We start from the raw sequence: 25,713 nt of genomic DNA, 5'->3' as shown, positions 1-25,713 counted from the left end.
GACCCGTGACAACGGCAGAGATCACGGGTGGCGCGGTGCGCGGGTCCGCTGAGGACGGGGTCAGGACGTTCCTCGGGGTGCCGTACGCCGCGCCGCCGGTGGGGGAGCTGCGGTTCCGCGCGCCGCGGCCCGTGGCGCCGTGGACCGGGGTGCGGGATGCGACGAAGTGGGCGCCCCGCGCGCCGCAGCCCCAGCTGACCGGCCGCGGCTTCACCGGCGACGAGGACTGTCTGTACGTCAACGTCTACGCGCCGGACACGCCCGGCCCGTACCCGGTGCTGGTGTGGATCCACGGCGGCGGTGGCGTGATGGGCGCGCCGCACCAGTTCGACGGGTCGGCGTACGCCCGGCGCGGGGTGGTCGTCGTGACCGTCGCGTACCGGCTGGGTGTGCTCGGGATGCTGCACTTGCCCGGTGTCGCCGACTCGAACCTCTCGCTGCGCGACCAGGTCGCCGCGCTGGAATGGGTGCGCGACAACGTCTCCGCGTTCGGCGGCGACCCGGCGCGGGTGACGCTGGCCGGGCAGTCCAACGGCGGCCGCACGGTCGGGACGCTGCTGGCCGTGCCCGCGACGCGCGACCTGGTCCGGCGGGCGATCGTGCAGAGCGGCACCGGCGTCGGCGCGGTGGTGCACACGCCGGACGAAGGCGCGGCGGTCGCGGACGCTGTCCTCAAGGAACTGGACGCCGCGCCTGCAGACCTCGCGACGTTGCCGGTGAAGCGGATCCTCGAGGCGCAGCAACGGGTTTCGGCCGTCTCGGGGACCAAGGTCACCTACCGCGTGGTCGTCGGGGACGAGCTGCTGCCCGAACGCCCGCTCGACGCCGTCCGCGACGTCCCGCTGCTCATCGGGACGACGGCCGACGAGGAGGACCTGTTCAGCTGGCTGCAGTCGGGCGGCGCGAAGCTCCTCGGCGTCGGCTCGACGATGCTGGAGCCCGCCGAGGTCGAAAAGGCCGTCGCGGCGTACACCGAGCTGCTCGACTGGCCCGAGGACCAGGTTCGCAACCGCGTGCTGACGGCGGGGGACTGGTGGATCCCGGCGATCCGGTTCGCCGAGAAGCAGCCGGACGCCTGGATGTACCGCCTCGACTGGCGGATCGCGCCCCGGGGCCGTGGCCTGGGCGCGCCGCACGGGCTCGACCTGCCGCTGGTGTTCGACGACGTCGACAACAAGAACTGGCGGTTCCTCTTCGCCGGCCGAAACCGTCCGACCGAGCGTTTCCAGGCACTGGCGACGGAGATGACCGACGCCTGGACCCGGTTCATCACCACCGGTGACCCAGGCTGGCCGCGCTACACCCCGGCTGACCGCGTCACCCGCCTCTTCGACGACGTCTCCACCACGGTGTCCGACCCGGACCGCGACCAGCGCCTGCTCTGGGACACCCTCTGAAGTCCGTGAAGGCCACATCGAGGGACTCAGAGTCCCTCGATGTGGCCTTCACGGACTTGCGCTAGACGGTGATCTTGTCGACGTTCGGGCCGCCGTTGGCGGTCGTCGCGGTCGTCTTGATCTTGTTCGTCCCGGCGGTCAGCGTCACCGGGATGGTGACCGTCTGCCAGGTGTCCCAGTTCCCGGTGCCGCCGAAGGCCAGCGCGGACGCTACCTTCGTACCGTTCACCGAGACGTCCATCGGGCGGTTCACCGTCGTGCCGTTGGCGTACCGCAGGACGACGTTCGTGGAGCCCGCGGCGGCCGCGTCGACGGAGAACTCCACCGCGCTGCCGGTCGCGTTGTCGTAGTTGACGAACCCGGTGCCGGTGAAGCCGGCGTGGTTCGACTCCGCGACACCGCTGGTGATCGTGGCGTCCTCGGCCTGGTAGTCGGCCGGGGTGCCCGGACCGGGGCCGGCCGTGCCGTCCGCCGGCACCGTCTTCGTGCCGGTGTTCCAGCCCGCGATCCGCACGGACGGCTTGGCGCCCTTGAGGTCCGCGGTCCGGTACGTCGCGGTCAGCGTGGCCGACTCGCCGGGCCAGAGGCTGACCTGGTTGTCGGTCCAGGTCACCGGCAGCACCGGCGCGCCCGCCGCGCCGAGGACGTGCGCGTCGACGAAGAACGCCGGCACCTTGCCGGTGGTGCTGTTCTTCAGCGTCACCTCGGTGGTCGTGGTGCCGTCGGCGTTCGCCGTCGAGTTCGCGGTGGTGTCCACCGTGACCTGGCCCAGGCCGGTCAGCCCGGACAGGTCCGCGTACGACGTCGTCGGCGTGTAGTACCAGTCGCTGTTGTCCCAGTCGAGCGTGTCGGCCTTGGTGGACAGCCAGTAGACGTTGCGGCTGACCTCCTTGCCCGAGGAGTCGGTGAGGACGAGCTTCGCCAGGTACGTCGTCGACAGGCCGCTCACCGAGCCGATGGTCAGCGCGGTCGTCTTCGCGCCGTCACCGCCGACCGACAAGGTCTTGCTCTGGTTGAACTTCTCCGTTCCGTCCAGGTTGTACAGCTTGACCGACGCGGTCAGGTTCGACGCCGCGTCGTGGTTGTGGTTCACCACCACGACCGACTTGTTGTCGTACGAGTACTGGATGTGCAGCGGTTCGTTCGCCTTCTTGGCCCCGAAGTAGGAGCCGTTCTGGTCGAGGTAGGCGTCGAACAGCTGCCAGTGCAGCGACGTCCAGCCGCTGTTGAGCATCCAGTAGATGATCCCGGTCGACGGGTTCGAGCTGTCGCTGAAGTTGCGCGAGTGCGACTCGAACTCGGCGCGGACGTTCTCGTACTGCGCCAGCTGCGCCTTCCGGACGAAGTCGTCGAGGCTGGCCGGCTTGCCGTAGCGGCCGGTGAGGGCGTCGCCGAAGAGCTTCAGGTTGGCGAACGTCGAGGACGACGACCGGTGGTACTGCGCGGTCGACGGGCTCTTCCACAACGTGTCCAGCTCGCTCGGCGACATCATCCGCTTGAGCGTGTCCATCGTCGGGATGTCCGGCCCGGCGCTGGTTTCGGAGTTGAAGCCCCACGCGCCGCCCAGGTCGGTGTGCGCCTTGTCGTACCAGTAGTTCGGCGGGACGTAGTCGTACGGCCCGTTCATCTTCATGCCGGACGAGCCGAGCTGCGGCGACGACTTCGCCGACGCGGCCGGGACCACCGGGGTGGGCCAGTCGGCGGCGGTCAGCGCGTCGAGGTAGTTTTTCTCGATCGTCGCGTCGGGCGCGAAGTCACTGCCGATCAGGAACGAGATGACGCTCGGGTGGTCGCGCAGGCGCTCGGCCTCCGCGGTCATCGACGCCTTCGCGACCGGGTAGTCGGCGGCGGTCCAGGGGTCACCCTTCTCGCTGCCGTTGACCTGGCCCTCCCACTTGTCGCAGCACTCCCAGCCGGGCAGCGTGAGCACGCCCATCCGGTCGGCGAGGTCGAAGAACTCGTCGGGCTCGATGTGCCCCTCCAGGCGCACGGTGTTGAGCCCGAGGTTCTTGACGTACGCAAGCTTGTCCGCCGCGTACTGCTGGTTCCACCGCAGGAACAGGTCCGGCGAGTAGCCGCCGCCCTTGATCAGCAGCGGGCGCCCGTTGATCGTGTACGACCGGCCGCCGCTGGAGTTCTTGTTCGCCGTCACCGTGCGCACGCCGAAGCTCTCGTGCGAGGAGTCGGACGCCGTGCCGCCGACGCTCGCCGTCAGGTCGAGGTCGTAGATCGGCTGCCCGCCCATCCCGGCCGGCCACCACACCTGCGGGTTGTCGATCCCGACCACCGGGAACGTGACGGTCTTCTTCTCCTTGGCCGCCAGGGAAACCGCCTGGCTGATCGTGCGCCCGGCGACCGTGCCGGACACCGTTGCCGAAACCGCGGCCGCCGAGTCGTTGCGGACGTCGGCCTTGACCGTCAGGTCGGCGTGGCTCGTCCCCGTCAGCTTCGTGACGACGTGGCCGCCGCGCAGCGCGACCGGCCCGCTTCGGCGCACGAGGACGTCCCGCACGATGCCCATGTTCTGGTCCGGCGGGGTCTGCGCCCAGTCGATCCAGCCCATCGACAGGTCCTTGTCGGGGTCGTTCGGGTAGACCTTGAACGCGATGCTGTTCGTGCCCGCCTTGACCTGCGCGGTGATGTCCAGGTCCTGGCGGGTGTAGGCGCCGGTGACCTGCGCCTTGTCCGCGATCTTCGTGCCGTTGACCCAGACGTCGGCCTTGGACAGCACGCCGCTGAAGTCGAGGTAGGTGCGCTGGGTGGTGTCGGTGACGGTGAGGTCGGTGCGGTACCACCACGGGACCTTGAAGTCCGCGGTCGGCACGTTCTTCATGTTCGTCGAGTAGAACGGGTCGGCGTACTTGCCGTTGGCCAGCAGGCCGGCGTAGACGGTCGAGCGCGGGCCGACCGGGTACCAGCCGGCGGTGTTGAAGCCCGGCTTCGAGACCGCCGAGTCGTCGCTGACCTGGGCGGAGGTCTGGATCAGGAAACCGGGGACCGCGGTGGCCGGAGCGGCCGCGGCGACTGTGACTTTTGCCGCCTCCTGGCCGCTGGCCGCCGGGACGGATGCCCCGCTCACCGCGACGGCGAGCGTGACCGCCGCCAGCAGCGTCGTCGTGGTTCTTCTTTGCCGATGACTCACTAGCGCGCCTCCTAGGCACCACGGCGGCGAGGGAAGGTGACCATCGTTAGGGAACTTTCCTAACAATTGCGGACGATAGTAGCGGTCCGATCACTCCGGGAACAGGGGCGTTTGCCCGGTTGGTCACCCCTGCCTGGCGTGCCACGCGGCCGCCGCGCGCAGGGCCAGCAGGAGTGGCAGCGAGCCGTCCTCCCAGATCCGCCGCGGGAGTGCCTCGCTCAGCGGGACACCGGTGGCCAGGGCCGCCCCGGCCGCCGCGAGATCGACGTCGAAGAGCGTCAACCCGGCGCTGTAGAGCCGTTCGCCGCTGACCGGACGGCGGCCGGCGACCTCGTCGCTGTCGACGGCCAGCTCGGTCAGCCCGAAGAACTCCGGCTTCGCGCCGCGTTCCATCCAGCGCGCGAAGCCGACCAGCCGGGTCTCGCGGACGTCCTCGGGCTTCAGGCCGCTTTCTTCGCACAGTTCGCGTTCCATGCCCGCGCGGACGGCGTCGTGCAGCAGCCGCCGGGGTTCGCCGTCCGGCGTCCGCAGGTCACGGGGTTCGAGCGAGCCGCTGCCCGACGGTGCCAGCAACAGCCCGCTGGCCGCGTTGAGCGACGACTGCCGGACGGTGACGAGCCGGCCGTCGGTGGTGAAGGCGACCGTGGAGACGCCGACCAGGTCGGTCAGGGCGCTGCTGCTCAACGTCCGCAGGGCCCCCGCCGAGTCGGTGAGCTCGGCCTTGCGCAGGTCGTACTCCTCACCGGTCTCGCTGCGGGTGATGCGCAGCGTGCCGAGCTCGTTCGAGCAGACGGCGTCGAAGAACCGCGCGCGGTGCAGCCGGATCGGCGCGGGCCGGGCGCCGGCGGCGGGCAGCGGATCGCCGTGCATGCCGACGACGGGCCCGTTGAACAGCAGCCGCCCGCGGGCGCGCAGCGGAAGCACGTGCGGCGCGGTCGCCTTGAGGGACGGCGGCAGCCGATAGGGCTCCTCGGCGACGGTGATCGTGTGCTGCCCGCTCCACAGGTCCCGGTCGATCGCGTCGCTGACCAGCGCGGTCCCGCGCGCGGGCACGGCGAGGTACTCGGACGGCGGATAGGCGGCGGGCGGCGGCAGGTCGCCGGCGGGGAAGGGCGCGGCGATCGCGGTGAACTCGAACCCGGCCCACCGGCGGCGCAGCAGCCGGACGTCACGGGTGAAGGTGGTGATGCCGAGCGCGAGCGCGACGACCGACAGCACGATGCCGACGGCGCTGGGCAGGATGGTGACCGCGCCGAGCAGCACACCGAGGCCCGACGCGGCGAGCGGCCACTCCCGGGCGCCGAGGAAGCCGAAGTAATCCGCCTTCGCCCGGGCGCGGCGCGTCAGTTTTCCCATCGCCGCCCTGTTTTAGCACGGCGGCGGCGGTGTGCGGGACGGGTTTCCGGCTTCCGCGATCCCGAGATCGGCTTTGAAGAGCGCGACCACCTCGAGCCGGCGCCGGTCGACCGCGTCCAAGGTCGCCCGCTCGACGCCGGTGCCCTCAGCGAGCTGCGGGTGCACCTCGACGACCGTGCCGGCGAGCTCCCGCGCCGGACCGGACACCTCGCGCGGGGCGAGAACGGCGATTTCGGCCGTGACGGCGTGCAGGCGGGGGCGTCCTCGGTGCGGGTGCGCTCGCCCGCCATCGCCTGGCCGTAGCTCGCGCTGATCGAGCGTGTCTTCTCGCTGCTGCCGATGGTTGCGCGCTGCCTGCGAGTGCCGGACGGCGCCGCCTCAGGCTTCCGCGTCGAGGTAGGTCCACTGGCCGGCTTCGCGGCGGAAGCGGCTGTTCTCCTCCATGAAGGCGTCGCGGCCGCGCTGGCGGTAGTGCGCGCGGAACTCGACCGTGCCTTCGTTGTGCAGCAGGCCGCCGCCGGTGCGGGCGAGGATCTCCAGCCGCGTCCACTCCTGGCCGGGATCGAGCGCCAGCTTGCGCGGCCGGGTGTCCGGGTGCCAGGTGCGCAGCAGGTAGGCCGTGTCGCCGACGGCGAAGGCGCTGAACCGGGACCGCATCAGCAGTTCGGCGGTCGGCGCCGCCAGGCCGCCGTCGTGGAACCGGCCGCAGCAGGCGGCGTAGGACTCGGCGAGGCCGCACGGGCACGGAGCGGGAGGCATCGGCAAAGCATGCCACGGCCGGGGCAGGCGACGTCAGCCGTCCTTTGTGGACTAGCCGCCGTTGACCGGCTTGCCGCTCTCCCGGGCTTCCTGCGCGCCGCGGACGGCGAGACGGTCCGCGCGCTCGTTGCCCGGCAGGCCCGCGTGGCCCTTCACCCAGAGCCACTCGACCTCGTGCTCGCGGACGGCCTCGTCGAGGCGCTGCCACAGGTCCGCGTTCTTGACCGGCTCGCGCGCCGCCGTCTTCCAGCCGTTGCTCTTCCAGCGGGGCAGCCACTGCGTGATGCCGTTGCGCACGTACGTGCTGTCGGTGAACACGCGGACCTGGGACGGGCGCTTCAGGCTCTCCAGCGCCCGGATCGGCGCGGTCAGCTCCATCCGGTTGTTCGTCGTCGGCGTGGCCTCACCGCCGTACAGCTCGCGCTCGTGCTTGCCGTAGGTCAGCACCGCGCCCCAGCCCCCGGGGCCGGGGTTCCCGCTGCACGCGCCGTCGGTGTAGATCTCCACGGCCGGTCCGTCCTCGCTCGCCACGGCGGCGACCCTACCGGTCGTCTTGCCCTCGCTTCGGGCCACCACGCCGGGTTACGGTGGAAATCCGGAGGGGAGCCATGACGGGGCACGACGACCACGCCGAGGGGGCGCTGCTGGCGTACCTCGCCTACGCCGATCGTGAATACCTGCTCGCCCAGGGCGTCCGGCGCCGCTTCCGCGCCGACGACTACGTGCTCATGGAAGGCGACCCGTCCGACCACGTCCACGTGCTGGTCTCGGGCTGGGTGCGGATCTCGAAGATCGTCGAGGACGGCCGCGAGGTGCTCTTCGGCCTGCGCGGCCCCGGCGAGGTGCTGGGCGAACTCGCGGCGATCAACGGCTGGTCGCGCACGGTGACGTGCCGCGCCATGGAACCGTGCCAGGTCGTCCAGCTGACCGGCGCCCAGTTCCTCGCCGTGCTGCGCGCCCGGCCCGAGATCGCCATCGCGACGATCAAGACCGTCGCGGTCCGGCTGCGCGCCGCCGAGAACGCCCGCGTCGCCTCGGCGGCCTACGACGTGAGCCACCGGGTCGCGGTCCACCTGGTGCGGCTGGCAGAGGAGCACGGCCGTACCGTGCCCGAGGGCGTCGTGATCGAGGCCGGGTTCTCGCAGGAGGACATGGCGGGGCAGGTCGGCGCGGCCCGCCGGACCGTCGCACGGGCGCTCGCCGTCCTGCGGGAGCGGGGCATCGTCGAGACCGGCCGCAAACGCGTCCTCATCCGCCGGATGCACGTCCTGCGCGCCCTGGCCCGTTCTGAGCCAAACGGCACACAAGGCCCGTGACAACGGGCATCTGAACCTCGTCGCCAGCCCGCCATTCTGGAATCGGCCGGAAAAGAAAGAGATGCCACCGGCCGGATTCCGTTTTTGAGCGAGGCTCGGGGGAGTGCTTGTCGTGAACGTCTACTGCAAGATCCGGACGCTGGTGAAATCCGTTTCCGCCGCCTTTGTGGCCGGCGTCGTCGCGGGATTGCTGGTGGCCTCCGGGACCGCGGTGGCACCGGCGGCACCGGCTCCCGCCTCGTCCTGGGTGCAGCGATGAGGAGGTGTGTGATGGAGAGCCACTCGATCTGGGCGCTGATCTTCGGCGCGAACTGACGCACCCGCGGTGCGGCCGGCCGGCCGGCTCGTGGGGGGTCGGCCGGCCGGGCTATTCACGCTGAAAGAATGTCCCCCATCTGTCATTCCGGAACGGAACCGTCACTGGTAACGTGATGGGCCGTTCTGCGACTCTCTTTCTGCCGCAGCAAAGGAGGAGGGCCGGGTGACGGCGGAGAACTCCTTCCCGTTCGTGCGCGAGCTGAACGAGCTGCGCCGCGGCCGCGGCCTGGACGCCACCGACCTGCACCAGCGCATCGGGCCGTGCCTGCGGGCGGCGTGCGAGATCGCCGAGACCGACCAGCCCGCCGCCGCGCGGCACAAGCTCGTGCTGCGGCTCACCGAACTGTGCGGACGGCTGCCCGCGGACCTGCGGCTGGCCGCGCTGGCGGCGCTCGGCCTGCACGAGGAGGCGGCCGGGGAGTTCCTGGACCGGCGGATCTTCTGGCTGGCCAGCGTGCTGGACCGGGACCCGCGCACCGCGCGGCGCCGCATCGACCTCGCGTTCCGCCGGCTCGACGAGCTGCTCGGCGCGCCCGTCCAGAACCGCGACCTGCACCCGCTCGCCGGCTGGTACGTCGAGTCGATGAAGGCGATGGTCCGGCTCGACCGCGACCCGCCCGACCTGCAGGAGGAGCGCCGGATCGTCGCGGAGGTCGACGAGCTCGACGAGCTGGTCCTCTCGTTCAGCGTCCCGGCCGTGCCCGGCAGCGACCCGGTGCCCGACATCAGCGCCGACGTGCTCTTCGGCGGCGAGGTCGTCGAGGCGAGGCAGGTTTCGGCGAGCCACGCGCAGTTCATCATGCGGCTGCCCAGCCCGCTGCGGCTGGGCCAGCGCCACGAGTACGGCATCCGGTTCGCGCCGCAGCGGACGTCGTTGCGGCCCTACTACGTCCTCACGCCCCTGCGCCGCTGCGAGAAGTTCTCGGTCCGCGTCCGCTTCGACCGCGCCGACCCGCCGGCGCGGGTGTGGCGGCTCAACGGCGTGCCGGGCCGGGTGATCGACGACGGCGTCGACTCGGGCGACGCCCTGACGATCAACCGGGTCGGCGAGGTGGGCCTCGAGTTCCACGGGCTGCACCAGGGCCTGAGCTACGGCCTGCAGTGGTCCTTCGATCGGTCCCTCGACCCGCGGGAGGACTGAGGAGCCCATGCGCACCGTCCCGGTGTCCGCGACCGTCGTCCGGATCGGGATCGTCGCGCCGAGCCGCGGGCGGACCGCGCGTTCGGTGCACCTCGGCGTCACCCTCGACGCGGTGCTGGACGACGTGTTCGACGGCGTGCCGGTGTCCTACCGGACCCCGACCTGGTTCCGGCGGCCGGAGGGGGACAACACGACGCTGGTCATCCCGCCGACGGTGCCGTCGCGGTGGGTCGCGACCGGGCTGGTCGCCCTGGTCGACGAGGCGCTGGGGAACCGCAACCGCCACCTCGCCCAGTTCGGCCGGCTGCGCCTGCGGCTGGCGATCGACCACGGCGACGTCGTGCTGCGCCCGCCGCACTTCGGCGGCGCCGCGATCGCGTTGTCGTCCTGGCTGTGCGATTCGGCCGAGCTGAAGGCGGCTTCCGCGGCGGCGCCGGAGGAGGACCAGGTGCTGATCGTGTCCGACCGGTTCTACACGGCCGCCATGGGCGAAGGGGAGCACGACCTCGACCCGGCGGTGTTCCGGCAGGTCTTCGTCGCGGCCGGCGGCGGCCTCGAGATCGGCTGGCTGCGGATCCGTCCGGATGCTGGGACGTGGAATAGCGGCGAAGACGACGGGTTGGCACCTGCGTAACCGTTTGGGAAGGGGCCCCGCGATGAGCACGTTCACGAGCGAGTGGCAGGACTGGAAGACCCGGCGCGAATCGGACCTCGCCGAGCCGCACGGCTGGCTGGCGCTGGTGTCGCTGGACTGGCTGACCGACAGCCCGCGCGAGTACCCCGGCATCCCCGGCCGCTGGTGGCAGGACGCCGACGCGGCGTACGTCGACCCGGCCGGCGCCGCGCTGACCCACGAAGGCGAGCCGATCACCGACGTCCGCCGGTTCGAGCTGGTCAACAGCGGCGCGGGCACCCGGGTGCTGTCCGGTGACGTCGAGATCGAGGTGGCCCGGCGCTCGGGGTACCTGATCCGGGTGCACGACCCGAAGGCCGAGGTGCTGCGCGCCTTCCACGGCGTCCCGGCGTACGAGCCGTCGCCGTCGTGGGTGGTCACCGGCCGGTTCGAGCCGTTCGACGAGCCGCGGCCCACCACGGTCGGCGCGGTGGTCGAGGGCCTGAGCCACGTCTACACGGCGCCGGGCCTGGTCCACTTCGAGCACGACGGCGCGTCGCACACGCTGACCGCGTTCAACGGCAAGGAAGGCGGCTTCAGCATCCTGTTCACGGACGGGACGAGCGGCGTGACGACCTACGCCGCCAACCGCTCGCTGCCGGTGGGCGCGCCGGCCGCCGACGGCACGGTGACGCTGGACTTCAACCGCGCGGTCAACCTGCCGTGCGCGTTCACCGACTTCGCGACGTGCCCCCTGCCCCCGGCGGGCAACCACCTGGCCTTCGCGGTGGAGGCGGGGGAGAAGACCCCGTACGAGCGCTGACGGGGTCTTCCCGGTTTCAGTCGGCGGTCTTCAGCTGGCGACGTCGATCACGACGCGGTTGGGCGCGGTGAGCGTGAAGACGTTCACCGTCGTCCGCGACCGCACGCCGAGCCCGACGGTCAGGTGCCCCTCGAAGTCCCCGGTGACGGCGACGGCCATGACGTTGCGCAGGTTCCGCGTCCGGAACTTCTGCGGCCCGGGATAGGTGGGCGCACCGGCGTCGTCGTGCGCGGCGGCGGGCGTCGCGGAGACGTTGATGAAGTACTGCCCGGTGAGCCACACGATTTCGCCGCTCGGGTCGGCGGTGAGCTCGTCCACGAGCTGGTAGCTGACCCCGGGCGCGGTCCCGGCGGTGAGGTCGAGCACCACCCGGTCGAACCCGGGGTTGGCCCCCGTCCGGATGTTGGTCAGGGCGGGCAGCGTGGTGGTGGCACCGGCGGGCGCGGCCGCGGCGGTCGCGGCGGCGGAACCGGCGAGCAACAGGACGACGGCGGCGAGCGCGCGTCGGACGGGTCTGGACATGAAGGGCCTCCTGGCGGGTGTGAACCGGTGGAAGTCCCAGCGCTGGGTAAGCGAGAGACGTCCGGTTCGTCCGCCGAGTTGCCCTCCGTCCGGAACCGTTACCCGGCTGCTCCAAACGTGTCGTGAGTGAGAAACCGTGTTAGAACACTGTTTCTCACTCACGACCCGGGCACGTCACCAACCGCGTTCGCGCCATTCGGCAAGCTTCGGGCGCTCCGCTCCCAGCGTCGAGTCGTCGCCGTGGCCCGGGTAGAACCACGTCTCGTCCGGCAGCTCGTCGAAGATCCGGGACGACACGTCGTCCACCAAGGACGTGAAGTCCTCCGGGGACGTGGTCCGTCCCACTCCGCCAGGGAACAGCGCGTCGCCGGTGAACAGGTGCGGGTGGCCCGACGGATCCCGATACAAGAGCGCGATCGACCCTGGTGTGTGACCCCGCAGGTGGATCACCGAAAGGGTGACCTGGCCCACCGCGAGGGTGTCGCCGTGCTCCACCAGGAAGTCCGGCGGTACCGGCAGCGGGGACGCGTCCAGGGGGTGGGCCGCCGTGTTCGAGCCGTTCGCCCCGGCCACCGCGCCCAGGGCCTGCCAGTGGTCCTGGTGCTGGTGGGTCGTCACGACCGTGCGCAGGGCCGGCCGGTCGGGGCCGTGGCCGATCAGGTCCGAGATGCGCTCGGGGTCGTTCGCCGCGTCGATGAGGAGGGCTTCGTTCTCCTGGCGGCACACCAGCAGGTACGTGTTGTTGTCCATCGGGCCGACGGACAGCTTGGTGATGGTCAGCGCGTCCAGGGTCCGCCGGGTGGCGTCGCCGCCCGGGTCGACGTGCCCGGTGTAGGTCTCCACGATGTTCACCGTGCACACGGTAGTCGGGGCCCTGCAAGCGGTTCCACCCGCACAAGCGCCCGCTCACCCCGCCACGTAGGCTCACCGGAGCCCCGCAAGCCGACCCCGGGAAGACCGTGCCGACGACTCCGACGCCGATCCCGGGGCGAGCCGTACGCCGGATCAGCTGGGACCTCCTGCGGGTCGTCGCGGTCCTCGCCGTCATTCTCGGGCATGTCACCCACCAGGGTGCACTTCTGCACCCGGAGCTCACGGGGTACCCCTTCCGGGTGACCGCGCAGTTCGGGGCGGCGATCCTCCTGGTGATCTCCGCGTTCTTCGTTTGCGCGAGCCTCCGCAAGGGCAATCCGCGCCGGTGGCTGTGGAACCGGATCGCGCGGCTCGTGCCCGCCTACCTGGTCGCGGTGCTCGTCACCTACCTGGTGACGCGGTACGCGGCCATCCGCTTCAGCGGGCTGCCGTTCCCGCCGGGCGTCACCGGCTTCCTCTTCGGCGCGCCGCAGGGCCTGCCGACGGACCCGTCGCCCTGGTACATCCCCACCTGGGCCGATCTGCTCGCCAACCTGGGCATGGTCCCCGAATGGGGTTACCGGTTCGAGTGGTTCTACTACCTCGACGGCTCCTACTGGACACTCCCCGTGCAGCTCGCGGCCTTCGCCTGCGCGGCGCTGCTGTGGCCGCGGGCCTGGCGGACGCACCGGGTGACCGTCGCGCTGCTGTGGGCGCTGATCCTGGTGCCGCTGGTCGTCCGGTTCGCGGTCGTCCCGCCGTCGCTGGAGCCCAGCACGCACCAGAAGGTCGTCGACTCCGTCTTCTACGGCCTGGGCCTGCACCGCGCGCACGTCTTCGCGATCGGCGCGGCCCTCTGGCTGTGGTCGAAGAAGCGGCTCGCGCATTGGCACATCGCGCTGTTCGTGGTCGCCGCGTGCGTGGCGCAGGACCTGCAGGTCTTCCCGTTCCACCGGGCCCTGCCGCAGGACGCCCAGCGCTGGCCGTCCACGATCGGGTTCGCCGTGCTGCTCCTGCTGGTCTGCCTGGCCGCCCGGGGCCCCGACTGGCGCTTCCCCGGCCTGCACCGGATCGCCCCGGCCGTCACCTGGCTCGCGGGCATCTCGTATGGTCTTTATCTGGTGCACCAGGAACTGGGCTACATCCTGGCGCGCGCCCTGATCACCATCGGCGTCCCCGGCTGGCTGCGGCTCCCCGCGGTCGTGACCGCCGCCGTGCTGGCGGGCTGGGCGGTCACCGCGGGCGTCGAACGGCCGGTCCACCGGTGGCTCACCGCTCGCCGGGATCGCCGTCGCAAGCCCGAAGAACCGCAGGTCACGGACTCGGAGCCGGTTTTTGTCGGTGGTGGCTCGTAGCATGGAAGCCGCCGCTCGTGCAGTCTCCGACCGAGCCGGCAACCAGCTCAGAATGACAGTGAAGGGACCCTGGCGTGGCTGATCGCCTCGTTGTTCGCGGTGCCCGCGAGCACAACCTCCGCGGTGTGGATCTCGACCTGCCCCGCGACAGCCTCATCGTGTTCACCGGCCTGTCCGGGTCCGGCAAGTCGAGCCTCGCCTTCGACACCATCTTCGCCGAAGGGCAGCGCCGCTACGTCGAGTCGCTGTCCGCGTATGCCCGCCAGTTCCTCGGGCAGATGGACAAGCCGGACGTCGACTTCATCGAGGGCCTCTCGCCCGCGGTGTCGATCGACCAGAAGTCCACCTCGCGCAACCCGCGCTCGACCGTGGGCACGATCACCGAGGTCTACGACTACCTCCGGCTGCTCTACGCCCGGGCCGGCAAGGCGCACTGCCCCAAGTGCGGCGAGCCGATCAGCAAGCAGACCCCGCAGCAGATCGTCGACCAGGTGCTCGAGATGGACGAGGGCATCCGCTTCCAGGTGCTCGCGCCGGTCGTGCGCGGCCGCAAGGGCGAGTACGTCGACCTGTTCGAGAACCTGCAGCAGCAGGGGTACGCGCGCGTGGTCGTCGACGGCACGGTGCACGCGCTCACCGACCCGCCGAAGCTGAAGAAGCAGGAGAAGCACCAGATCGGCGTGGTCGTCGACCGGCTCAGCGTGAAGTCGGCGTCGCGGCAGCGGCTCACCGACTCGGTCGAGACGGCGTTGCGCCTGGCCGACGGCCTGGTCGAGCTCGAGTTCGTCGACCTGCCGGACAACGACCCGCACCGCGTGCGCGGCTTCTCCGAGAACCTGGCCTGCCCCAACGGCCACCCGCTGGCCATCGAGGACCTCGAGCCCCGCTCGTTCTCCTTCAACTCGCCCTACGGCGCGTGCCCGGTGTGCACCGGCATCGGCGTCCGCAAGGAGGTCGACCCGGAGCTGGTGGTCCCGGACGACGAGCTGACGCTGGCCGAGGGCGCGATCGCGCCGTGGGCCGGCGGGCAGAGCGCCGACTACTTCGTCCGGCTGCTCGAGTCGCTGTCGGAGACCATCGGCTTCCGGATGGACACGCCGTGGCGCAAGCTGCCCGCGCGTGCCCAGAAGGCTGTGCTCCACGGCGTCGACGAGCAGGTGCACGTCCGCTACAAGAACCGCTACGGCCGCCAGCGCTCCTACTACGCGAACTTCGAGGGCGTCATCCCGTTCCTCGAGCGGCGCCAGGAGCAGACCGAGTCCGAGTACATGCGCGAGCGGTACGAGGGCTACATGCGCGAGGTGCCGTGCCCGACGTGCCAGGGCACCCGGCTCAAGCCGGAGATCCTCGCCGTCACGCTGCAGCACAGGACCCGCGGTGACATGTCGATCGCCGAGGTCTGCGGGCTGTCCATCGCCGAGGCGTCGCAGTTCCTCGACGAGCTGGAGCTCGGGCAGCGCGAGTCGATGATCGCCGGCGCGGTGCTCAAGGAGATCCAGGCCCGGCTGCGCTTCCTGCTGGACGTCGGCCTGACCTACCTCTCGCTCGACCGCGCGTCGGGGACGCTCTCGGGTGGCGAGGCGCAGCGCATCCGGCTGGCCACGCAGATCGGCTCCGGCCTGGTCGGCGTGCTGTACGTGCTGGACGAGCCGTCGATCGGCCTGCACCAGCGCGACAACCACCGGCTGATCGAGACGCTGACCCGGCTGCGGAACCTGGGCAACACGCTGATCGTCGTCGAGCACGACGAGGACACCATCCGCTCCAGCGACTGGGTGGTCGACATCGGCCCGGGCGCCGGCGAGCACGGTGGCCACATCGTCCACAGTGGACCGTACAAGAAGATCCTGAAGAACAAGGACTCGATCACCGGGGCGTACCTCTCGGGCCGCCGCAAGATCGACGTCCCGGCGATCCGGCGGCCGATCGACAAGAAGCGGCAGCTGACCGTCGTCGGCGCGCGCGAGCACAACCTGCGCGCGCTGGACGTCTCGTTCCCGCTCGGCTGCCTCGTCTCGGTCACCGGCGTCTCCGGCTCGGGCAAGTCGACGCTGGTCAACGACATCCTCGCGACGGTGCTGGCGAACAAGCTCAACGGCGCCCGCCAGGTGCCGGGCCGGCACACCCGGGTCAACGGCCTGGCCCAGGTCGACAAGCTGGTGCGGGTCGACCAGTCGCCGATCGGGCGGACCCCGCGGTCCAACCCGGCCACCTACACCGGCGTCTGGGACCACGTCCGCAAGCTGTTCGCGGCGACCACCGAGGCGAAGGTCCGCGGCTACCAGCAGGGCCGGTTCTCGTTCAACGTCAAGGGCGGCCGCTGCGAGGCGTGCGCCGGCGACGGCACGATCAAGATCGAGATGAACTTCCTGCCGGACGTCTACGTCCCGTGCGAGGTCTGCAAGGGCGCGCGGTACAACCGCGAGACCCTCGAGGTGCACTACAAGGGCAAGACCGTCTCGGACGTGCTGGACATGCCGATCGAGGAGGCGGCCGAGTTCTTCGAGCCGATCAAGGCGATCCACCGGCACCTGGCGACGCTCGTCGACGTCGGCCTCGGTTACGTCCGCCTCGGGCAGCCCGCGCCGACCCTGTCGGGCGGTGAGGCGCAGCGCGTGAAGCTGGCCAGCGAGCTGCAGAAGCGCTCCACCGGCAAGACGGTCTACATCCTCGACGAGCCGACCACCGGCCTGCACTTCGAGGACATCAGCAAGCTGATCGGCGTGATCAACGGGCTGGTGGACAAGGGCAACACGGTGATCGTGATCGAGCACAACCTCGACGTGATCAAGACGTCCGACTGGATCATCGACATGGGCCCGGAGGGTGGCAACGGCGGTGGCACGGTGATCGCCGAGGGCACGCCCGAGCACGTGGCCGGGGTCGAGACGAGCTACACGGGCGAGTTCCTGCGCCACGTCCTCGCGGCCGAGTAAGCCGGGTAGCGCGTCACCGCTCCTTGCCCGTGGTCTCGCGGACCACGGGCGAGAGCGGCCCGTAGGAGAGCGTCCGGAGCCGGTAGGTCGAGCCCTGTTCACCCGGGAGGGTGGACAGGGCGCACGTCGTCGTGTCCGGGTCCGTCACCTCGACCGGGTCGAAGTCCGGCGCGCCGGGGCGGCGGATCTCCAGGAGGAACCCGGCTTCCCCCGCCGAGTGGTCGGCCCAGGTGAACGTCACCGTGTCGCCGCCGGCCACCGCGTGCAGCGCCGTCGCGTCCGTGGCCGCCGGCGCGCCCGCGGTCGTCGGCGCCGACACCGGGCCCGTGAACGGCTGCTCCCGGTAGTAGAACGGCGTCTCCGGGATCAGGTCCGGGTGGTGGTAGCTCGTCGTGTGCGGCGGCAGGAACCGCAGGGTCGTCCACGGCCCGGCGGGGTCGTTCGCGTACTCGACCCGGTGGCCCGCGTCGTCGTCCGGCCAGTGGAGCACCACGTCGGTGGGGGACGTCAGGGACGCCGTGAAGGCGGGCGCCGGGGCCGCCGGGCCGGCGGCACAGCCCGCGGCCAGGAGCGCCACGCAGAGGAGCGGTTTCACGGACACGGCGGCCTCCCGTGGACATCCGGGCGGCGGCGGGACGGTGATCAGCCTAGGAACCCGCCCGCACGGCGACAAGACCGTGCCGATCACCGGGACACACCAATCCACCCGCGAACCGGTACCGAACCGCGCGAATCCCGCTGAACCGTTTCGGCCGGGCGTCCGTGTCTGGGATGTCGAGGTCCGCTGGACGGCGGTGCCGCCCTCACCGAGGAGAAGAACGTGATGAACCGTATCCGGACGGCCGTCGTCTGCGCTGCCGCATTCGCTGTCGTGGCCCCGCTGTCGGCCTGTGGCGACATGGCATCGGGAGCGGTGGGGCCGGAACACGGCCAGCCCGGGCACGTGATGCTGGCCGCCGCCACGGTGGCGGGAGTCGGCGCGGTCGTCACGGACGCCTCCGACAAGACGCTGTACCGGTTCGACAAGGACATGTCGCAGCCGCCGACGTCCACCTGCGACGGTCAGTGCGCGGCCACCTGGCCGCCGGTGCTCGCCGGGGAGGCCCCGCCGATGCTCAAGGGCATCCAGGACACCCAGGTCGGCACGCTGACCCGCAAGGACGGCAGCAAGCAGCTCACGCTGAACGGCTGGCCGCTCTACGAGTTCTCGGGCGACAAGGCCCCGGGGCAGGCGAACGGCCAGGGCGTCAACGGCACCTGGTTCGCCGTCGCGCCGGACGGCAGCAAGATCACCGCGCCGGCCGCCGCCGGCTCCTGAACCCTGACGGTTTCCGGGCAATCGAGGAAGGACGGGCAGCCGATGAACACCATGGTCGCGCTGCGCTCGACCCACGCACCGCCGGTGGCGCTGCGGGTTGCAGTACTGTCCTCGCCGACTCAGAACACCGTCGGGAGGACGAGGGTGGCGATCGGAGGCAGGCGGCCGAAGAAGGCCAAAGGCGAAGACCTGATTCGGCAGTTGTACGCCGAACACGGGCGGAGCCTGCTGGCCTACGCGACGAGGCTGACCGGTGATCGGGCGGCAGCCGAGGACGTGGTCCAGGAGACGCTGGTACGAGCGTGGAAACACGCAGACGACCTGCAGAACGACGGGAAGGGCTCGGTGCGCGGCTGGTTGCTGACCGTCGCGCGCAACCTGGTCACCGACCGGGCACGAGCCCGGGCGGCACGGCCACAGGAAGTGGCCGAACCGGCCGAAGGCGTGCCGACGCCGGCCGTCGAGCGCGACCACGCCCAGGGCGTGGTCGACTCGATGACGGTGCTCGGCGCGATGGACGGTCTGTCCAACGAACATCGAGAGGTCCTGGTGGAGATCTACTACCGGGGACGGACGGTGGCCGAAGCGGCGAGAACACTGGGCGTCGCACCGGGTACCGTGAAATCAAGGTCGTACTACGCACTCAGGGCTCTCAGAGCCTCGATGATCTCGGGAAGCGGAACGGAGGTGGCGCGGTGAACGCCGTGGACGAAACGCACACGCAGCTCGGCGCGTACGCCCTCGGGGCGCTCGACCCGGCGGAGGCGGCCGACTTCGAACGAAGGCACCTGCAGACCTGCGCCCAGTGCCGGTTCGACCTGAACGAGCTGGTGGCGCTGCGCGAGTCGCTCGACGAGGTACCGCCCGAGGCGTTCCTCGACGGGCCTCCGGAAGGCGGGGACCTGCTGCTGCAGAAGACCCTCCGCCGGATGCGCGAAGAGGAGACGGCGGCACCGGCGCGGACCGCGTCCCGGCCGGCGTCACGCCGGGGCCTGGCCCTGGTCGCGGCGGCGGTGCTGGTGGTGGCCGCGCTCGGCGGCGGGGTGCTCGTGGGACGGCAGACCGGCTCGGAAAGCGGCCCGATCGCGATCCCCGCACCGGCGACGGACGTGCCCGGCACGAAGAACGCCGAAGGGCGGGATCCGACGACCGGCGTGCAGCTGGCCGCGTCGGTGAGCCCCTTCGCGGGCTGGGTCCGGGTCAACGTCGCGGTCAAGGGCGTGAAGGCCGGGGAGCAGTGCCTGCTGCAGGTCGTGACCAAGGAAGGTCAAGCGGTCACGGCGGGCAGCTGGAAGGTGTCCGAGAAGTGGGAGAGCCAGGGTTTCTCGCTCGACGGGTCCGCGCTGGTCGCGCCCGACGACGTGAAGTCGGTCGACATCGTCACGGTGGACGGCCGGAAGCTGGTCTCGGCCCCGGTGTGAGGCCGTGACGGGCGCGCGCTACCGGTTCCGCAGCTCCTGGCTGCTGCCCGGTACCGCGCCCGAGCGGGTGTTCGGCGCGGTCACCGACCTCGCCGGCTACCCGCGGTGGTGGTCGGACGTCCGCACGGTGCGCCGCGTGGACGACGACACCGCCGAACTGGTCTGCCGCTCGCGGCTCCCGTTCCGGCTGGTCGTCCGGATGCACCGCGACCACCAGGACGAGCGGGCGGGCCTGATGCGGGTCAGGCTCAGCGGAGACCTCGAAGGGGTGCTGGCGGGCACCGTCCGCGCGACGGGCGCGGGGACGCTGCTGGAGATCACCCAGGACGTCCACGCCCGCAAGGCGCTGCTGCGGCGGCTGGACACGGTGGCCCGGCCACTCTTCCGCGTGAACCACGCGCTGATGATGCGCCGGGGCCACCGGGGTTTGAGCACCTACCTCGCGTGATCGGGACGGCGGCACGGCCGGGAGAACCCGTGTCGTCGCCCCGATCACGCGTGTCGACCCCGCAATCACGAGTGTCGGCTTCCCCATCACACGGAACCGGCGCCGGTCCCCGCGCCGGGGTTCATCCCGCGTGATCGAGAAGCCGACACGCGTGATCAGAGCGACGACACGCCGGTGACTCTCGATCACGCGGAGCCGGCGACGCAGACCTCCGGCTCGGTGGCACTCCGGCGGGGACGGCGGGCCAGCACCGCCGCGCCGAGCGCGATGGCCGCGATCAGGAAGCCCGCGCTCGTGCCGTAGGCCAGCCGGAAGCCGGACGCCAGGGCATCGCGGTGGTCTGCGGAACCCAGGCTCGCCGTGCGGGACGCGGCCACCGTCGCCAGCACCGCCGTCCCGATCGCCGCACCCACCTGCTGCGTGGTGTTGATCAGGCCGGACGTGACGCCCGCGTCCTCCGGTGCGACGTCGCTCATCGCCAGGCCCATCAATGCGGGGATCGCCACGCCGGCGCCGAGGCCCATCACCAGCAACGGCGGCAGCACGTCGGTGAAGTAGCTGCCGTGCACCGAAACCCGGGTGAGCAGCAGCAGGCCGGCGATCACCAGGCCGAGGCCGGACAGCAGGACCGCCCGCGGCCCGAACCGCTCCGCGAGCCGGCCCGCGAAACCGAGCGAGGCCACCGCGATCACCACCGGCACCGGCAGGAACGCGACGCCGGTGCGCAGCGCGTCGAGGCCCAGCACCTGCTGCAGGTACAACGCGGTGACGAACTGGAAACCGAGCATCCCGGCGACCATCAGGACCATCACCAGGTTGGCGCCGGTGACCGCGCGGATCCGGAACAGCCGCAGCGGCAGCAGCGGCGTGCGCGCCTTCGCCTGCCGCACCACGAACGCGGCCAGCAGGACGGCGGCCGCGGCCAGCGCGCCCCAGACGCCGGACGTGATCCCGTAGACCCCCAGCATCACCGCGGCGGTCACCAGCACCGCGCCGAGCGCGTCCAGGCCCGCCCGCAGGCCCGTGCCGCGGTCGGCGTCGACCACCCGGACGGCCAGCACCAGCGCGGCCACCCCGATCGGCAGGTTGACGTAGAACGTCCAGTGCCAGCTCAGCGCCTGGGTCAGCGCGCCGCCGGCGATGAGCCCGATGGACGCGCCCGCGGCCTGCGTGAAGCTGTAAACGCCGATCGCCTTCGCCCGGGCCCGCGGCTCCGGGTACATCGTGACGATCATCCCGAGCACCACGGCCGACGCGAGTGCCCCGCCGACACCCTGCACGAACCGCGAGACGACCAGGACCGCCGCGTTGCCGGCCAGGCCGGCGGCCAGCGACGCCGCCGTGAACAGGCCCAGGCCGCCGAGGAACACCCGGCGGCGGCCGAGCAGGTCGCCGAGCCGGCCCGACAGCAGGAGCAGGCCGCCGAAGGCGACCAGGTAGGCGGTGACGACCCAGGCGAGCCCGGCGGGCGTGAAGCCGAGGTCGGCCTGGATCGCGGGCAGCGCCACCGCCACGATGCTGCTGTCGAGCACGACCATCAGCGACGCGGCGCACAGCACCGCCAAGGCGAGGCCGCGGGATCGGGTCGGGTGGTTCTCGGGCATGTCAGGCCCCTCCAGTCGAGCATTTCCCCTGGTCGTCTCCAGGGCACTTCTTGTAACAGTGCCCATCATGTGTGACCATGGGTGCGCCGTGAAGGAGGCACTTCCATGTCCCAGGGGAACATCGATGTACCTGTCCAGGTCGCCGAGGTGGACCCGGAGAAACTCGAGGCCTGCACGCTGCTCGAGGTCATCAACCGGGTCAGCGGGAAGTGGCCGATCGGCATCCTGCTGGAGGCCATGCGCGGGCCGGTGCGGTTCACCGAGCTGGAGCGCGCGGTCGAGGGCATCAGCCGCCGGATGCTGACGCTGACCCTGCGCAACCTCGAGCGTGACGGCCTGCTGGTGCGCACGGTCTACCCGACGGTCCCGCCGCGCGTGGAGTACGAGGCCACGCCGATGGCGAAGGAGCTGTACCAGTCGCTGACCGGCCTGCTCGGCTGGGCGGAGCGGCACCGCGAGTCGATCGCCGCGGCCCGCGTCGTCTACGACGGCCACTCCGCTTGTTGAAGACCGGCCTGCTGATCTGCCGGAGACATGGAAACGGGCCGCGATGCGAAGTCGGGGAACTCGCACCGCGGCCCGCGTGGCTCGTGCTCAGCGGGGGCATGAGCACGAACGGTGTGGGGGTTACCTCGCGGGTTCCTTGACGGCGTCGTCCAGGTCGTCGGTGCCGGCCGCGTGGCTGTGCTCGTCGAGCATGGTCGACTCGTCGAACGGTTCCTGCCCGGCGAAGACCCGCTCGGCCTTCTCCCGGTCGAACTCCTTCGTCCAGTTTCCGATGAGGACGGTCGCGACGGCGTTGCCGGCGAAGTTCGTCAGCGCGCGGGCCTCCGACATGAACCGGTCGATGCCGAGGATGAAGCCGACGCCGTTGACCAGTTCCGGCCGGTGCGAAGCCAGACCGGAAGCCAGCGTCGCGATGCCCGAGCCGCTGACGCCCGCCGCGCCCTTCGACGCGATGATCATGAACGCCAGCAGGCCGATCTGCGAACCGATCGAGAGCGGCTCGTCCTGCGCGGCGGCGATGAACAGCGTCGCCATGGTCAGGTAGATCGCCGTGCCGTCCAGGTTGAACGAGTAGCCGGTCGGCACCGTGATGCCGACGACGGACTTGCTCACGCCGACGTGCTCCATCTTCGCGATCAGCCGCGGCAGCGCCGACTCCGACGAGGACGTCGACAGGATCAGCAGGAACTCGCGGCCGAGGTAGCGCAGCAGGTTCCAGATGAACACCCGCGCCCCGAGCCACAGCACGATCCCGAGGATCACGAACACGAACACCAGGCAGGTGGCGTAGAACCCGATCATGATCACCGCGAGGCTCTTCAGCGCGGCCCAGCCGGTCGCGCCGACCACCGCGGCGATGGCGCCGAACGCGCCGATCGGGGCGGCCCACATGATCATCGAGAGCACGCGGAAGACCAGGCGCTGGAGGTGCTCGATGCCGCGCAGGATCGGGGCGCCCTTCGGGCCCAGCTTCTGCAGCGCGAACCCGACGAGCAGCGCGACCAGCAGGGCCTGCAGGACCTCGCCCTCGGTGAAAGCGGAGACGAACGTCTTCGGGATGATGCCGAGCAGGAAGTCGACCGGGCCTTCGGCGCCGGTGGCGGACTTCTGGACGCTCTTCACGTCGGCCGGGTTCAGGTGCAGGCCGCTGCCCGGGTGCAGGATGTTGCCGACGACCAGGCCGATCGCCAGGGCGAAGGTCGACATGATGATGAAGTAGAACAGGGCCATCAGGCCGACCTTGCCGACCTTGGCCGCCTTCGCGACCGAGCCGACGCCGATCACGATGGTGCAGAAGATGATCGGCGTGATCATCATCTTGATCAGGTTGACGAAGCCGTCACCGAGGGGCTTGAGGCCCTTGGCGAAGCCGGGGAAGAGGAAGCCCACCAGGATCCCGAGCGCCACCGCGACGATCACGGCCAGGTACAGGTAGTGGGTCTTGTCCCGCTTGCGCGGGGTCTCCTCGGTTGTCGGTGGGGTCGGCACCGTTGCCTCCAGCTCAGGGGTGTTCCAGGTTGCGGCACACTGTAGGCCCAGTTTCGTGACCCGGCTCACTTGTGTTCATTGAGTTCGCGCGATGATGTCACCGTCCCCTTCGGACACCAGGGCGCACGTGTGCTGGTATGAGGAGGTGTCCCCGACGTCGTCCCGCTGGAGCCTGGCGCGCCAGCTGCTCGTGCTGCAGCTGGTGGTCCTCTGCGTGCTCGCCGGCGCCGGGATCACGTTCGCCTACCTCGACGCGTCGCGGGCGACCGACCAGAACGCCAAGGACCAGGTGCGGGCGGTCGCTTCGACGGTGGCTGACGCGCCGTCCGTCGTCGCCGCGGTGGCCACCGCGAACCCGAGCGTGACGCTGCAGCCGTTCGCGCTGGAGGTGCAGGCCGACACCGGCGTCGACTTCATCACGATCATGAGCCCGGCCGGGATCCGCTACACCCACCCGAACCCGGCCCTGATCGGCCAGCACTACATCGGGACCATCGCGCAGGCCCAGCGCGGGCAGGAGCTCACCGAGACCTACACCGGATCCCTCGGCCCGTCGATCCGGACGGTCGTGCCGGTGTTCGGCCCGGGCCAGCGGGTGGTCGCGCTCGTCGCCGTCGGGATCACGGTCGCGGCGATCTCGGCGGAGCTGCGCGAGCGGCTGTGGCCGCTGTTCGGCGTCGCCGGGGCCGTGCTGCTCGTCGGCGCGCTCGGCGGCTGGCTGATCAGCGCCCGGCTGCGCCGCCAGACGCGCGGGATCGCGCCCGGCGAGCTGAGCAACCTGTTCGAATACCACGAAGCCGTGCTGCATTCGGTCCGCGAAGGCGTGCTGCTCGTCGGCCGCGACGGCCGGATCGGGCTGTGCAACGACGGTGCGCGCGCCCTGCTCGGCCTCGAAGCCGACCCGGTCGGCCGGGAGCTGACCGCGCTGGGCCTGCCGGCCGAGCTGGTGACGGCGTTCGGGTCGGCCGAGAACCGCGCCGAGGAGCTGCACCTGACGGACGCGCGGGTGCTGCTGGTCAGCACGACCGCCGTCCGCGCGGGCGGCCGGGCGCAGGGCACCGTCGTCGTCCTGCGCGACCACACGGAACTGCAGACGCTGACCGGGGAACTGACCACCGCGCGCGGCCTCGCGGAGGCGTTGCGGTCGCAGGCGCACGAGGCGGCGAACCGGCTCCACACCGTCGTTTCCCTCGTGGAGATCGGAAAACCCGAGCAGGCCGTGGAGTTCGCGACGGCCGAACTCGCCCTCGCCCAGGAGCTGACCGACCGGGTCGTCGGCGCCGTCGCCGAACCGGTGCTCGCCGCGCTGCTGCTGGGCAAGGCGGCCGAGGCGAGCGAACGCGGGGTGGAGCTGACCATCACGCCGGACACGATGATCGACGACGCGACCCACGGCGTCGCCGCCCGCGACCTCGTCACCATCCTCGGCAACCTGATCGACAACGGCATCGACGCCGCGGTCCACGGCGGCGGCCACCCGGCCGTCGTCGTCACCGCCCGGTCCGACGTGGACGAACTGCTGCTGCGCGTCGCCGACACCGGCCCCGGCGTCCCCGAGGGCGCCGACGTCTTCCGCCGCGGCTGGTCGACGAAGGCGGGGGAGGGCCACGGACTCGGGCTCGCGCTGGTCGGGCAAGCCGTGCGCCGCTACGGCGGTACGGTCGGCATCGGGCGGGACGGGGGCGCGGTGTTCACCGTGCGACTGCCGCGGCGGGAGGCGGACCGGTGATCCGGGTGCTGGTGGTGGAGGACGAACCGGTGGCCGCCGAGGCGCACCGCGTCTACGTCGAGAGGCTCGCGGGGTTTTCGGTGGCGGGCGTGGTCCATTCCGGCGGCGAGGCGCTGCGGTTCTGCGAACGCGAGCCGGTCGACCTGGTGCTGCTGGACTTCTACCTGCCGGACACGCACGGCCTGGCGGTCTGCCGGTCCCTGCGCGCGGCCGGGCTGCCGATCGACGTCATCGCCGTGACGTCGGCGCGCGACCTCGGCCTGGTGAAGGCCGCGGTGTCGGTCGGCGTCGTGCAGTACCTGCTCAAGCCGTTCACCTTCGCCACCCTGCGCGAAAAACTGGAGCGCTACGCCGAGTTCCGCGACGCCTCCGGCGAGGTCTCCGGCCAGGCCGAGATCGACCGCGCCCTGGGCACGCTGCGCACGACGGAGCAACCACCGCTGCCGAAGGGCATGAGCGTCCAGACCCTGGAAGCGATCACCGACGCCCTGAGCGGCGCGGCGGAAGGCCTTTCGGCAGGTGCGGCGGCCGCGGCGATCGGCGCGTCCCGTGTCACCGCGCGCCGGTATCTGGAGTACCTGGCCGACAACGGAATGGCCCACCGCGAACCGCACTACGGCCAGGTCGGACGGCCCGAGGTCTGGTACCGGCCGACTCGCGTATAACGC

General features: G+C 71.2%; 25 protein-coding genes. 15 read left to right on the top strand and 10 right to left on the bottom strand.

What is annotated here, in order from left to right:
* Window positions 1-5 precede the first annotated feature (5 nt).
* Window positions 6-1,397 (top strand): carboxylesterase/lipase family protein, encoded by a 1,392-nt coding sequence (locus VA596_RS28005; protein ID WP_323331165.1) that lies wholly within the window; start codon window positions 6-8, stop codon window positions 1,395-1,397.
* A 61-nt stretch (window positions 1,398-1,458) separates the two neighbouring features.
* Here the strand turns inward: VA596_RS28005 and VA596_RS28000 are convergent, their stop codons facing one another.
* From VA596_RS28000 to rnhA, 5 genes are all read right to left on the bottom strand, one after another.
* Complete coding sequence (locus VA596_RS28000) at window positions 1,459-4,539, bottom strand: glycosyl hydrolase 2 galactose-binding domain-containing protein (protein ID WP_323331164.1); 3,081 nt, start codon at window positions 4,537-4,539, stop codon at window positions 1,459-1,461.
* Window positions 4,540-4,662: 123 nt separating this feature from the next.
* Window positions 4,663-5,895, bottom strand: coding sequence for a hypothetical protein (locus VA596_RS27995; protein WP_323331163.1), 1,233 nt, complete (start codon window positions 5,893-5,895; stop codon window positions 4,663-4,665).
* A 12-nt stretch (window positions 5,896-5,907) separates the two neighbouring features.
* Window positions 5,908-6,102, bottom strand: coding sequence for a hypothetical protein (locus tag VA596_RS27990; RefSeq protein ID WP_323331162.1), 195 nt, complete (start codon window positions 6,100-6,102; stop codon window positions 5,908-5,910).
* Window positions 6,103-6,273: 171 nt separating this feature from the next.
* Entirely contained in the window at window positions 6,274-6,654 is a 381-nt protein-coding gene (locus tag VA596_RS27985; RefSeq protein WP_323331161.1) for a YchJ family protein, read from the bottom strand.
* Window positions 6,655-6,705: 51 nt separating this feature from the next.
* The gene (gene rnhA, locus VA596_RS27980) at window positions 6,706-7,185 is read right to left on the bottom strand and encodes a ribonuclease HI (RefSeq protein WP_323331160.1); all 480 of its coding nucleotides are present in this window, start codon (window positions 7,183-7,185) and stop codon (window positions 6,706-6,708) included.
* 77 nt (window positions 7,186-7,262) lie between these two features.
* On the opposite strand from rnhA, the gene VA596_RS27975 reads away from it, so the two are divergent.
* The 5 genes from VA596_RS27975 to VA596_RS27955 all read left to right on the top strand — a co-directional run bounded on the left by VA596_RS27975 (window position 7,263) and on the right by VA596_RS27955 (window position 10,865).
* Window positions 7,263-7,970 (top strand): Crp/Fnr family transcriptional regulator, encoded by a 708-nt coding sequence (locus VA596_RS27975; RefSeq protein WP_323331159.1) that lies wholly within the window; start codon window positions 7,263-7,265, stop codon window positions 7,968-7,970.
* A 112-nt stretch (window positions 7,971-8,082) separates the two neighbouring features.
* On the top strand, window positions 8,083-8,229 hold the full coding sequence (locus tag VA596_RS27970; RefSeq protein ID WP_323331158.1) for a hypothetical protein: 147 nt from the start codon (window positions 8,083-8,085) through the stop codon (window positions 8,227-8,229).
* Window positions 8,230-8,451: 222 nt separating this feature from the next.
* Window positions 8,452-9,429 (top strand): hypothetical protein, encoded by a 978-nt coding sequence (locus VA596_RS27965; RefSeq protein ID WP_323331157.1) that lies wholly within the window; start codon window positions 8,452-8,454, stop codon window positions 9,427-9,429.
* A 7-nt stretch (window positions 9,430-9,436) separates the two neighbouring features.
* On the top strand, window positions 9,437-10,063 hold the full coding sequence (locus tag VA596_RS27960) for a hypothetical protein (RefSeq protein WP_323331156.1): 627 nt from the start codon (window positions 9,437-9,439) through the stop codon (window positions 10,061-10,063).
* Between the two features lie 22 nt (window positions 10,064-10,085).
* Entirely contained in the window at window positions 10,086-10,865 is a 780-nt protein-coding gene (locus VA596_RS27955; protein WP_323331155.1) for a DUF1684 domain-containing protein, read from the top strand.
* A gap of 30 nt (window positions 10,866-10,895) precedes the next feature.
* Here VA596_RS27955 and VA596_RS27950 read toward each other — a convergent pair whose 3' ends face one another.
* Both VA596_RS27950 and VA596_RS27945 read right to left on the bottom strand, forming a co-directional pair.
* Window positions 10,896-11,387 (bottom strand): AMIN-like domain-containing (lipo)protein, encoded by a 492-nt coding sequence (locus VA596_RS27950; protein ID WP_323331154.1) that lies wholly within the window; start codon window positions 11,385-11,387, stop codon window positions 10,896-10,898.
* 174 nt (window positions 11,388-11,561) lie between these two features.
* The gene (locus tag VA596_RS27945) at window positions 11,562-12,239 is read right to left on the bottom strand and encodes an MBL fold metallo-hydrolase (RefSeq protein ID WP_323331153.1); all 678 of its coding nucleotides are present in this window, start codon (window positions 12,237-12,239) and stop codon (window positions 11,562-11,564) included.
* Window positions 12,240-12,346: 107 nt separating this feature from the next.
* On the opposite strand from VA596_RS27945, the gene VA596_RS27940 reads away from it, so the two are divergent.
* Window positions 12,347-13,594 carry an acyltransferase family protein gene (locus tag VA596_RS27940; RefSeq protein ID WP_323331152.1) on the top strand — a complete coding sequence of 416 codons (1,248 nt, stop codon included), beginning with the start codon at window positions 12,347-12,349 and terminating at the stop codon, window positions 13,592-13,594.
* 74 nt (window positions 13,595-13,668) lie between these two features.
* The gene (gene uvrA, locus VA596_RS27935) at window positions 13,669-16,530 is read left to right on the top strand and encodes an excinuclease ABC subunit UvrA (RefSeq protein ID WP_323331151.1); all 2,862 of its coding nucleotides are present in this window, start codon (window positions 13,669-13,671) and stop codon (window positions 16,528-16,530) included.
* A 13-nt stretch (window positions 16,531-16,543) separates the two neighbouring features.
* Here the strand turns inward: uvrA and VA596_RS27930 are convergent, their stop codons facing one another.
* Complete coding sequence (locus VA596_RS27930; protein ID WP_323331150.1) at window positions 16,544-17,131, bottom strand: fibronectin type III domain-containing protein; 588 nt, start codon at window positions 17,129-17,131, stop codon at window positions 16,544-16,546.
* A gap of 222 nt (window positions 17,132-17,353) precedes the next feature.
* On the opposite strand from VA596_RS27930, the gene VA596_RS27925 reads away from it, so the two are divergent.
* The 4 genes from VA596_RS27925 (at window position 17,354) to VA596_RS27910 (ending at window position 19,717) form a co-directional block, all read left to right on the top strand.
* Entirely contained in the window at window positions 17,354-17,848 is a 495-nt protein-coding gene (locus VA596_RS27925; RefSeq protein ID WP_323331149.1) for a COG4315 family predicted lipoprotein, read from the top strand.
* Between the two features lie 144 nt (window positions 17,849-17,992).
* The gene (locus VA596_RS27920; RefSeq protein WP_323331623.1) at window positions 17,993-18,547 is read left to right on the top strand and encodes a sigma-70 family RNA polymerase sigma factor; all 555 of its coding nucleotides are present in this window, start codon (window positions 17,993-17,995) and stop codon (window positions 18,545-18,547) included.
* On the top strand, window positions 18,544-19,269 hold the full coding sequence (locus VA596_RS27915; RefSeq protein ID WP_323331148.1) for an anti-sigma factor family protein: 726 nt from the start codon (window positions 18,544-18,546) through the stop codon (window positions 19,267-19,269). The genes VA596_RS27920 and VA596_RS27915 overlap by 4 nt, the downstream gene beginning before the upstream one ends.
* Window positions 19,270-19,273: 4 nt before the next feature.
* Entirely contained in the window at window positions 19,274-19,717 is a 444-nt protein-coding gene (locus VA596_RS27910) for an SRPBCC family protein (protein ID WP_323331147.1), read from the top strand.
* A gap of 185 nt (window positions 19,718-19,902) precedes the next feature.
* On the opposite strand, the gene VA596_RS27905 is transcribed toward VA596_RS27910, so the two are convergent.
* Window positions 19,903-21,321 carry a DHA2 family efflux MFS transporter permease subunit gene (locus tag VA596_RS27905; RefSeq protein WP_323331146.1) on the bottom strand — a complete coding sequence of 473 codons (1,419 nt, stop codon included), beginning with the start codon at window positions 21,319-21,321 and terminating at the stop codon, window positions 19,903-19,905.
* Between the two features lie 105 nt (window positions 21,322-21,426).
* On the opposite strand from VA596_RS27905, the gene VA596_RS27900 reads away from it, so the two are divergent.
* Window positions 21,427-21,828, top strand: coding sequence for a winged helix-turn-helix transcriptional regulator (locus tag VA596_RS27900; RefSeq protein ID WP_323331145.1), 402 nt, complete (start codon window positions 21,427-21,429; stop codon window positions 21,826-21,828).
* A gap of 120 nt (window positions 21,829-21,948) precedes the next feature.
* Here the strand turns inward: VA596_RS27900 and VA596_RS27895 are convergent, their stop codons facing one another.
* Window positions 21,949-23,316 (bottom strand): cation:dicarboxylate symporter family transporter, encoded by a 1,368-nt coding sequence (locus tag VA596_RS27895; RefSeq protein ID WP_323331144.1) that lies wholly within the window; start codon window positions 23,314-23,316, stop codon window positions 21,949-21,951.
* A 91-nt stretch (window positions 23,317-23,407) separates the two neighbouring features.
* Here VA596_RS27895 and VA596_RS27890 point away from each other — a divergent pair, with 91 nt between their 5' ends.
* Both VA596_RS27890 and VA596_RS27885 read left to right on the top strand, forming a co-directional pair.
* Entirely contained in the window at window positions 23,408-25,045 is a 1,638-nt protein-coding gene (locus VA596_RS27890; protein ID WP_458364019.1) for a sensor histidine kinase, read from the top strand.
* Window positions 25,042-25,710 (top strand): response regulator, encoded by a 669-nt coding sequence (locus VA596_RS27885; protein ID WP_323331142.1) that lies wholly within the window; start codon window positions 25,042-25,044, stop codon window positions 25,708-25,710. The genes VA596_RS27890 and VA596_RS27885 overlap by 4 nt, the downstream gene beginning before the upstream one ends.
* Window positions 25,711-25,713 lie beyond the last annotated feature (3 nt).

The organism is Amycolatopsis heterodermiae (genome assembly GCF_034929455.1).
Classification (GTDB): Bacteria; Actinomycetota; Actinomycetes; order Mycobacteriales; family Pseudonocardiaceae; genus Amycolatopsis; species Amycolatopsis heterodermiae.
This window is presented reverse-complemented; position numbering and strand designations above follow the sequence as displayed.

Coding starts and splice junctions, on each gene's coding strand:
- VA596_RS27995 (WP_323331163.1), bottom strand. CDS start 5,895: ATGGGAAAACTGACGCGCCGCGCCCGGGCGAAGGCGGATTACTTCGGC.
- VA596_RS27985 (WP_323331161.1), bottom strand. CDS start 6,654: ATGCCTCCCGCTCCGTGCCCGTGCGGCCTCGCCGAGTCCTACGCCGCC.
- VA596_RS27975 (WP_323331159.1), top strand. CDS start 7,263: ATGACGGGGCACGACGACCACGCCGAGGGGGCGCTGCTGGCGTACCTC.
- VA596_RS27960 (WP_323331156.1), top strand. CDS start 9,437: ATGCGCACCGTCCCGGTGTCCGCGACCGTCGTCCGGATCGGGATCGTC.
- VA596_RS27955 (WP_323331155.1), top strand. CDS start 10,086: ATGAGCACGTTCACGAGCGAGTGGCAGGACTGGAAGACCCGGCGCGAA.
- VA596_RS27950 (WP_323331154.1), bottom strand. CDS start 11,387: ATGTCCAGACCCGTCCGACGCGCGCTCGCCGCCGTCGTCCTGTTGCTC.
- VA596_RS27925 (WP_323331149.1), top strand. CDS start 17,354: ATGAACCGTATCCGGACGGCCGTCGTCTGCGCTGCCGCATTCGCTGTC.
- VA596_RS27905 (WP_323331146.1), bottom strand. CDS start 21,321: ATGCCCGAGAACCACCCGACCCGATCCCGCGGCCTCGCCTTGGCGGTG.
- VA596_RS27900 (WP_323331145.1), top strand. CDS start 21,427: ATGTCCCAGGGGAACATCGATGTACCTGTCCAGGTCGCCGAGGTGGAC.
- VA596_RS27890 (WP_458364019.1), top strand. CDS start 23,408: ATGATGTCACCGTCCCCTTCGGACACCAGGGCGCACGTGTGCTGGTAT.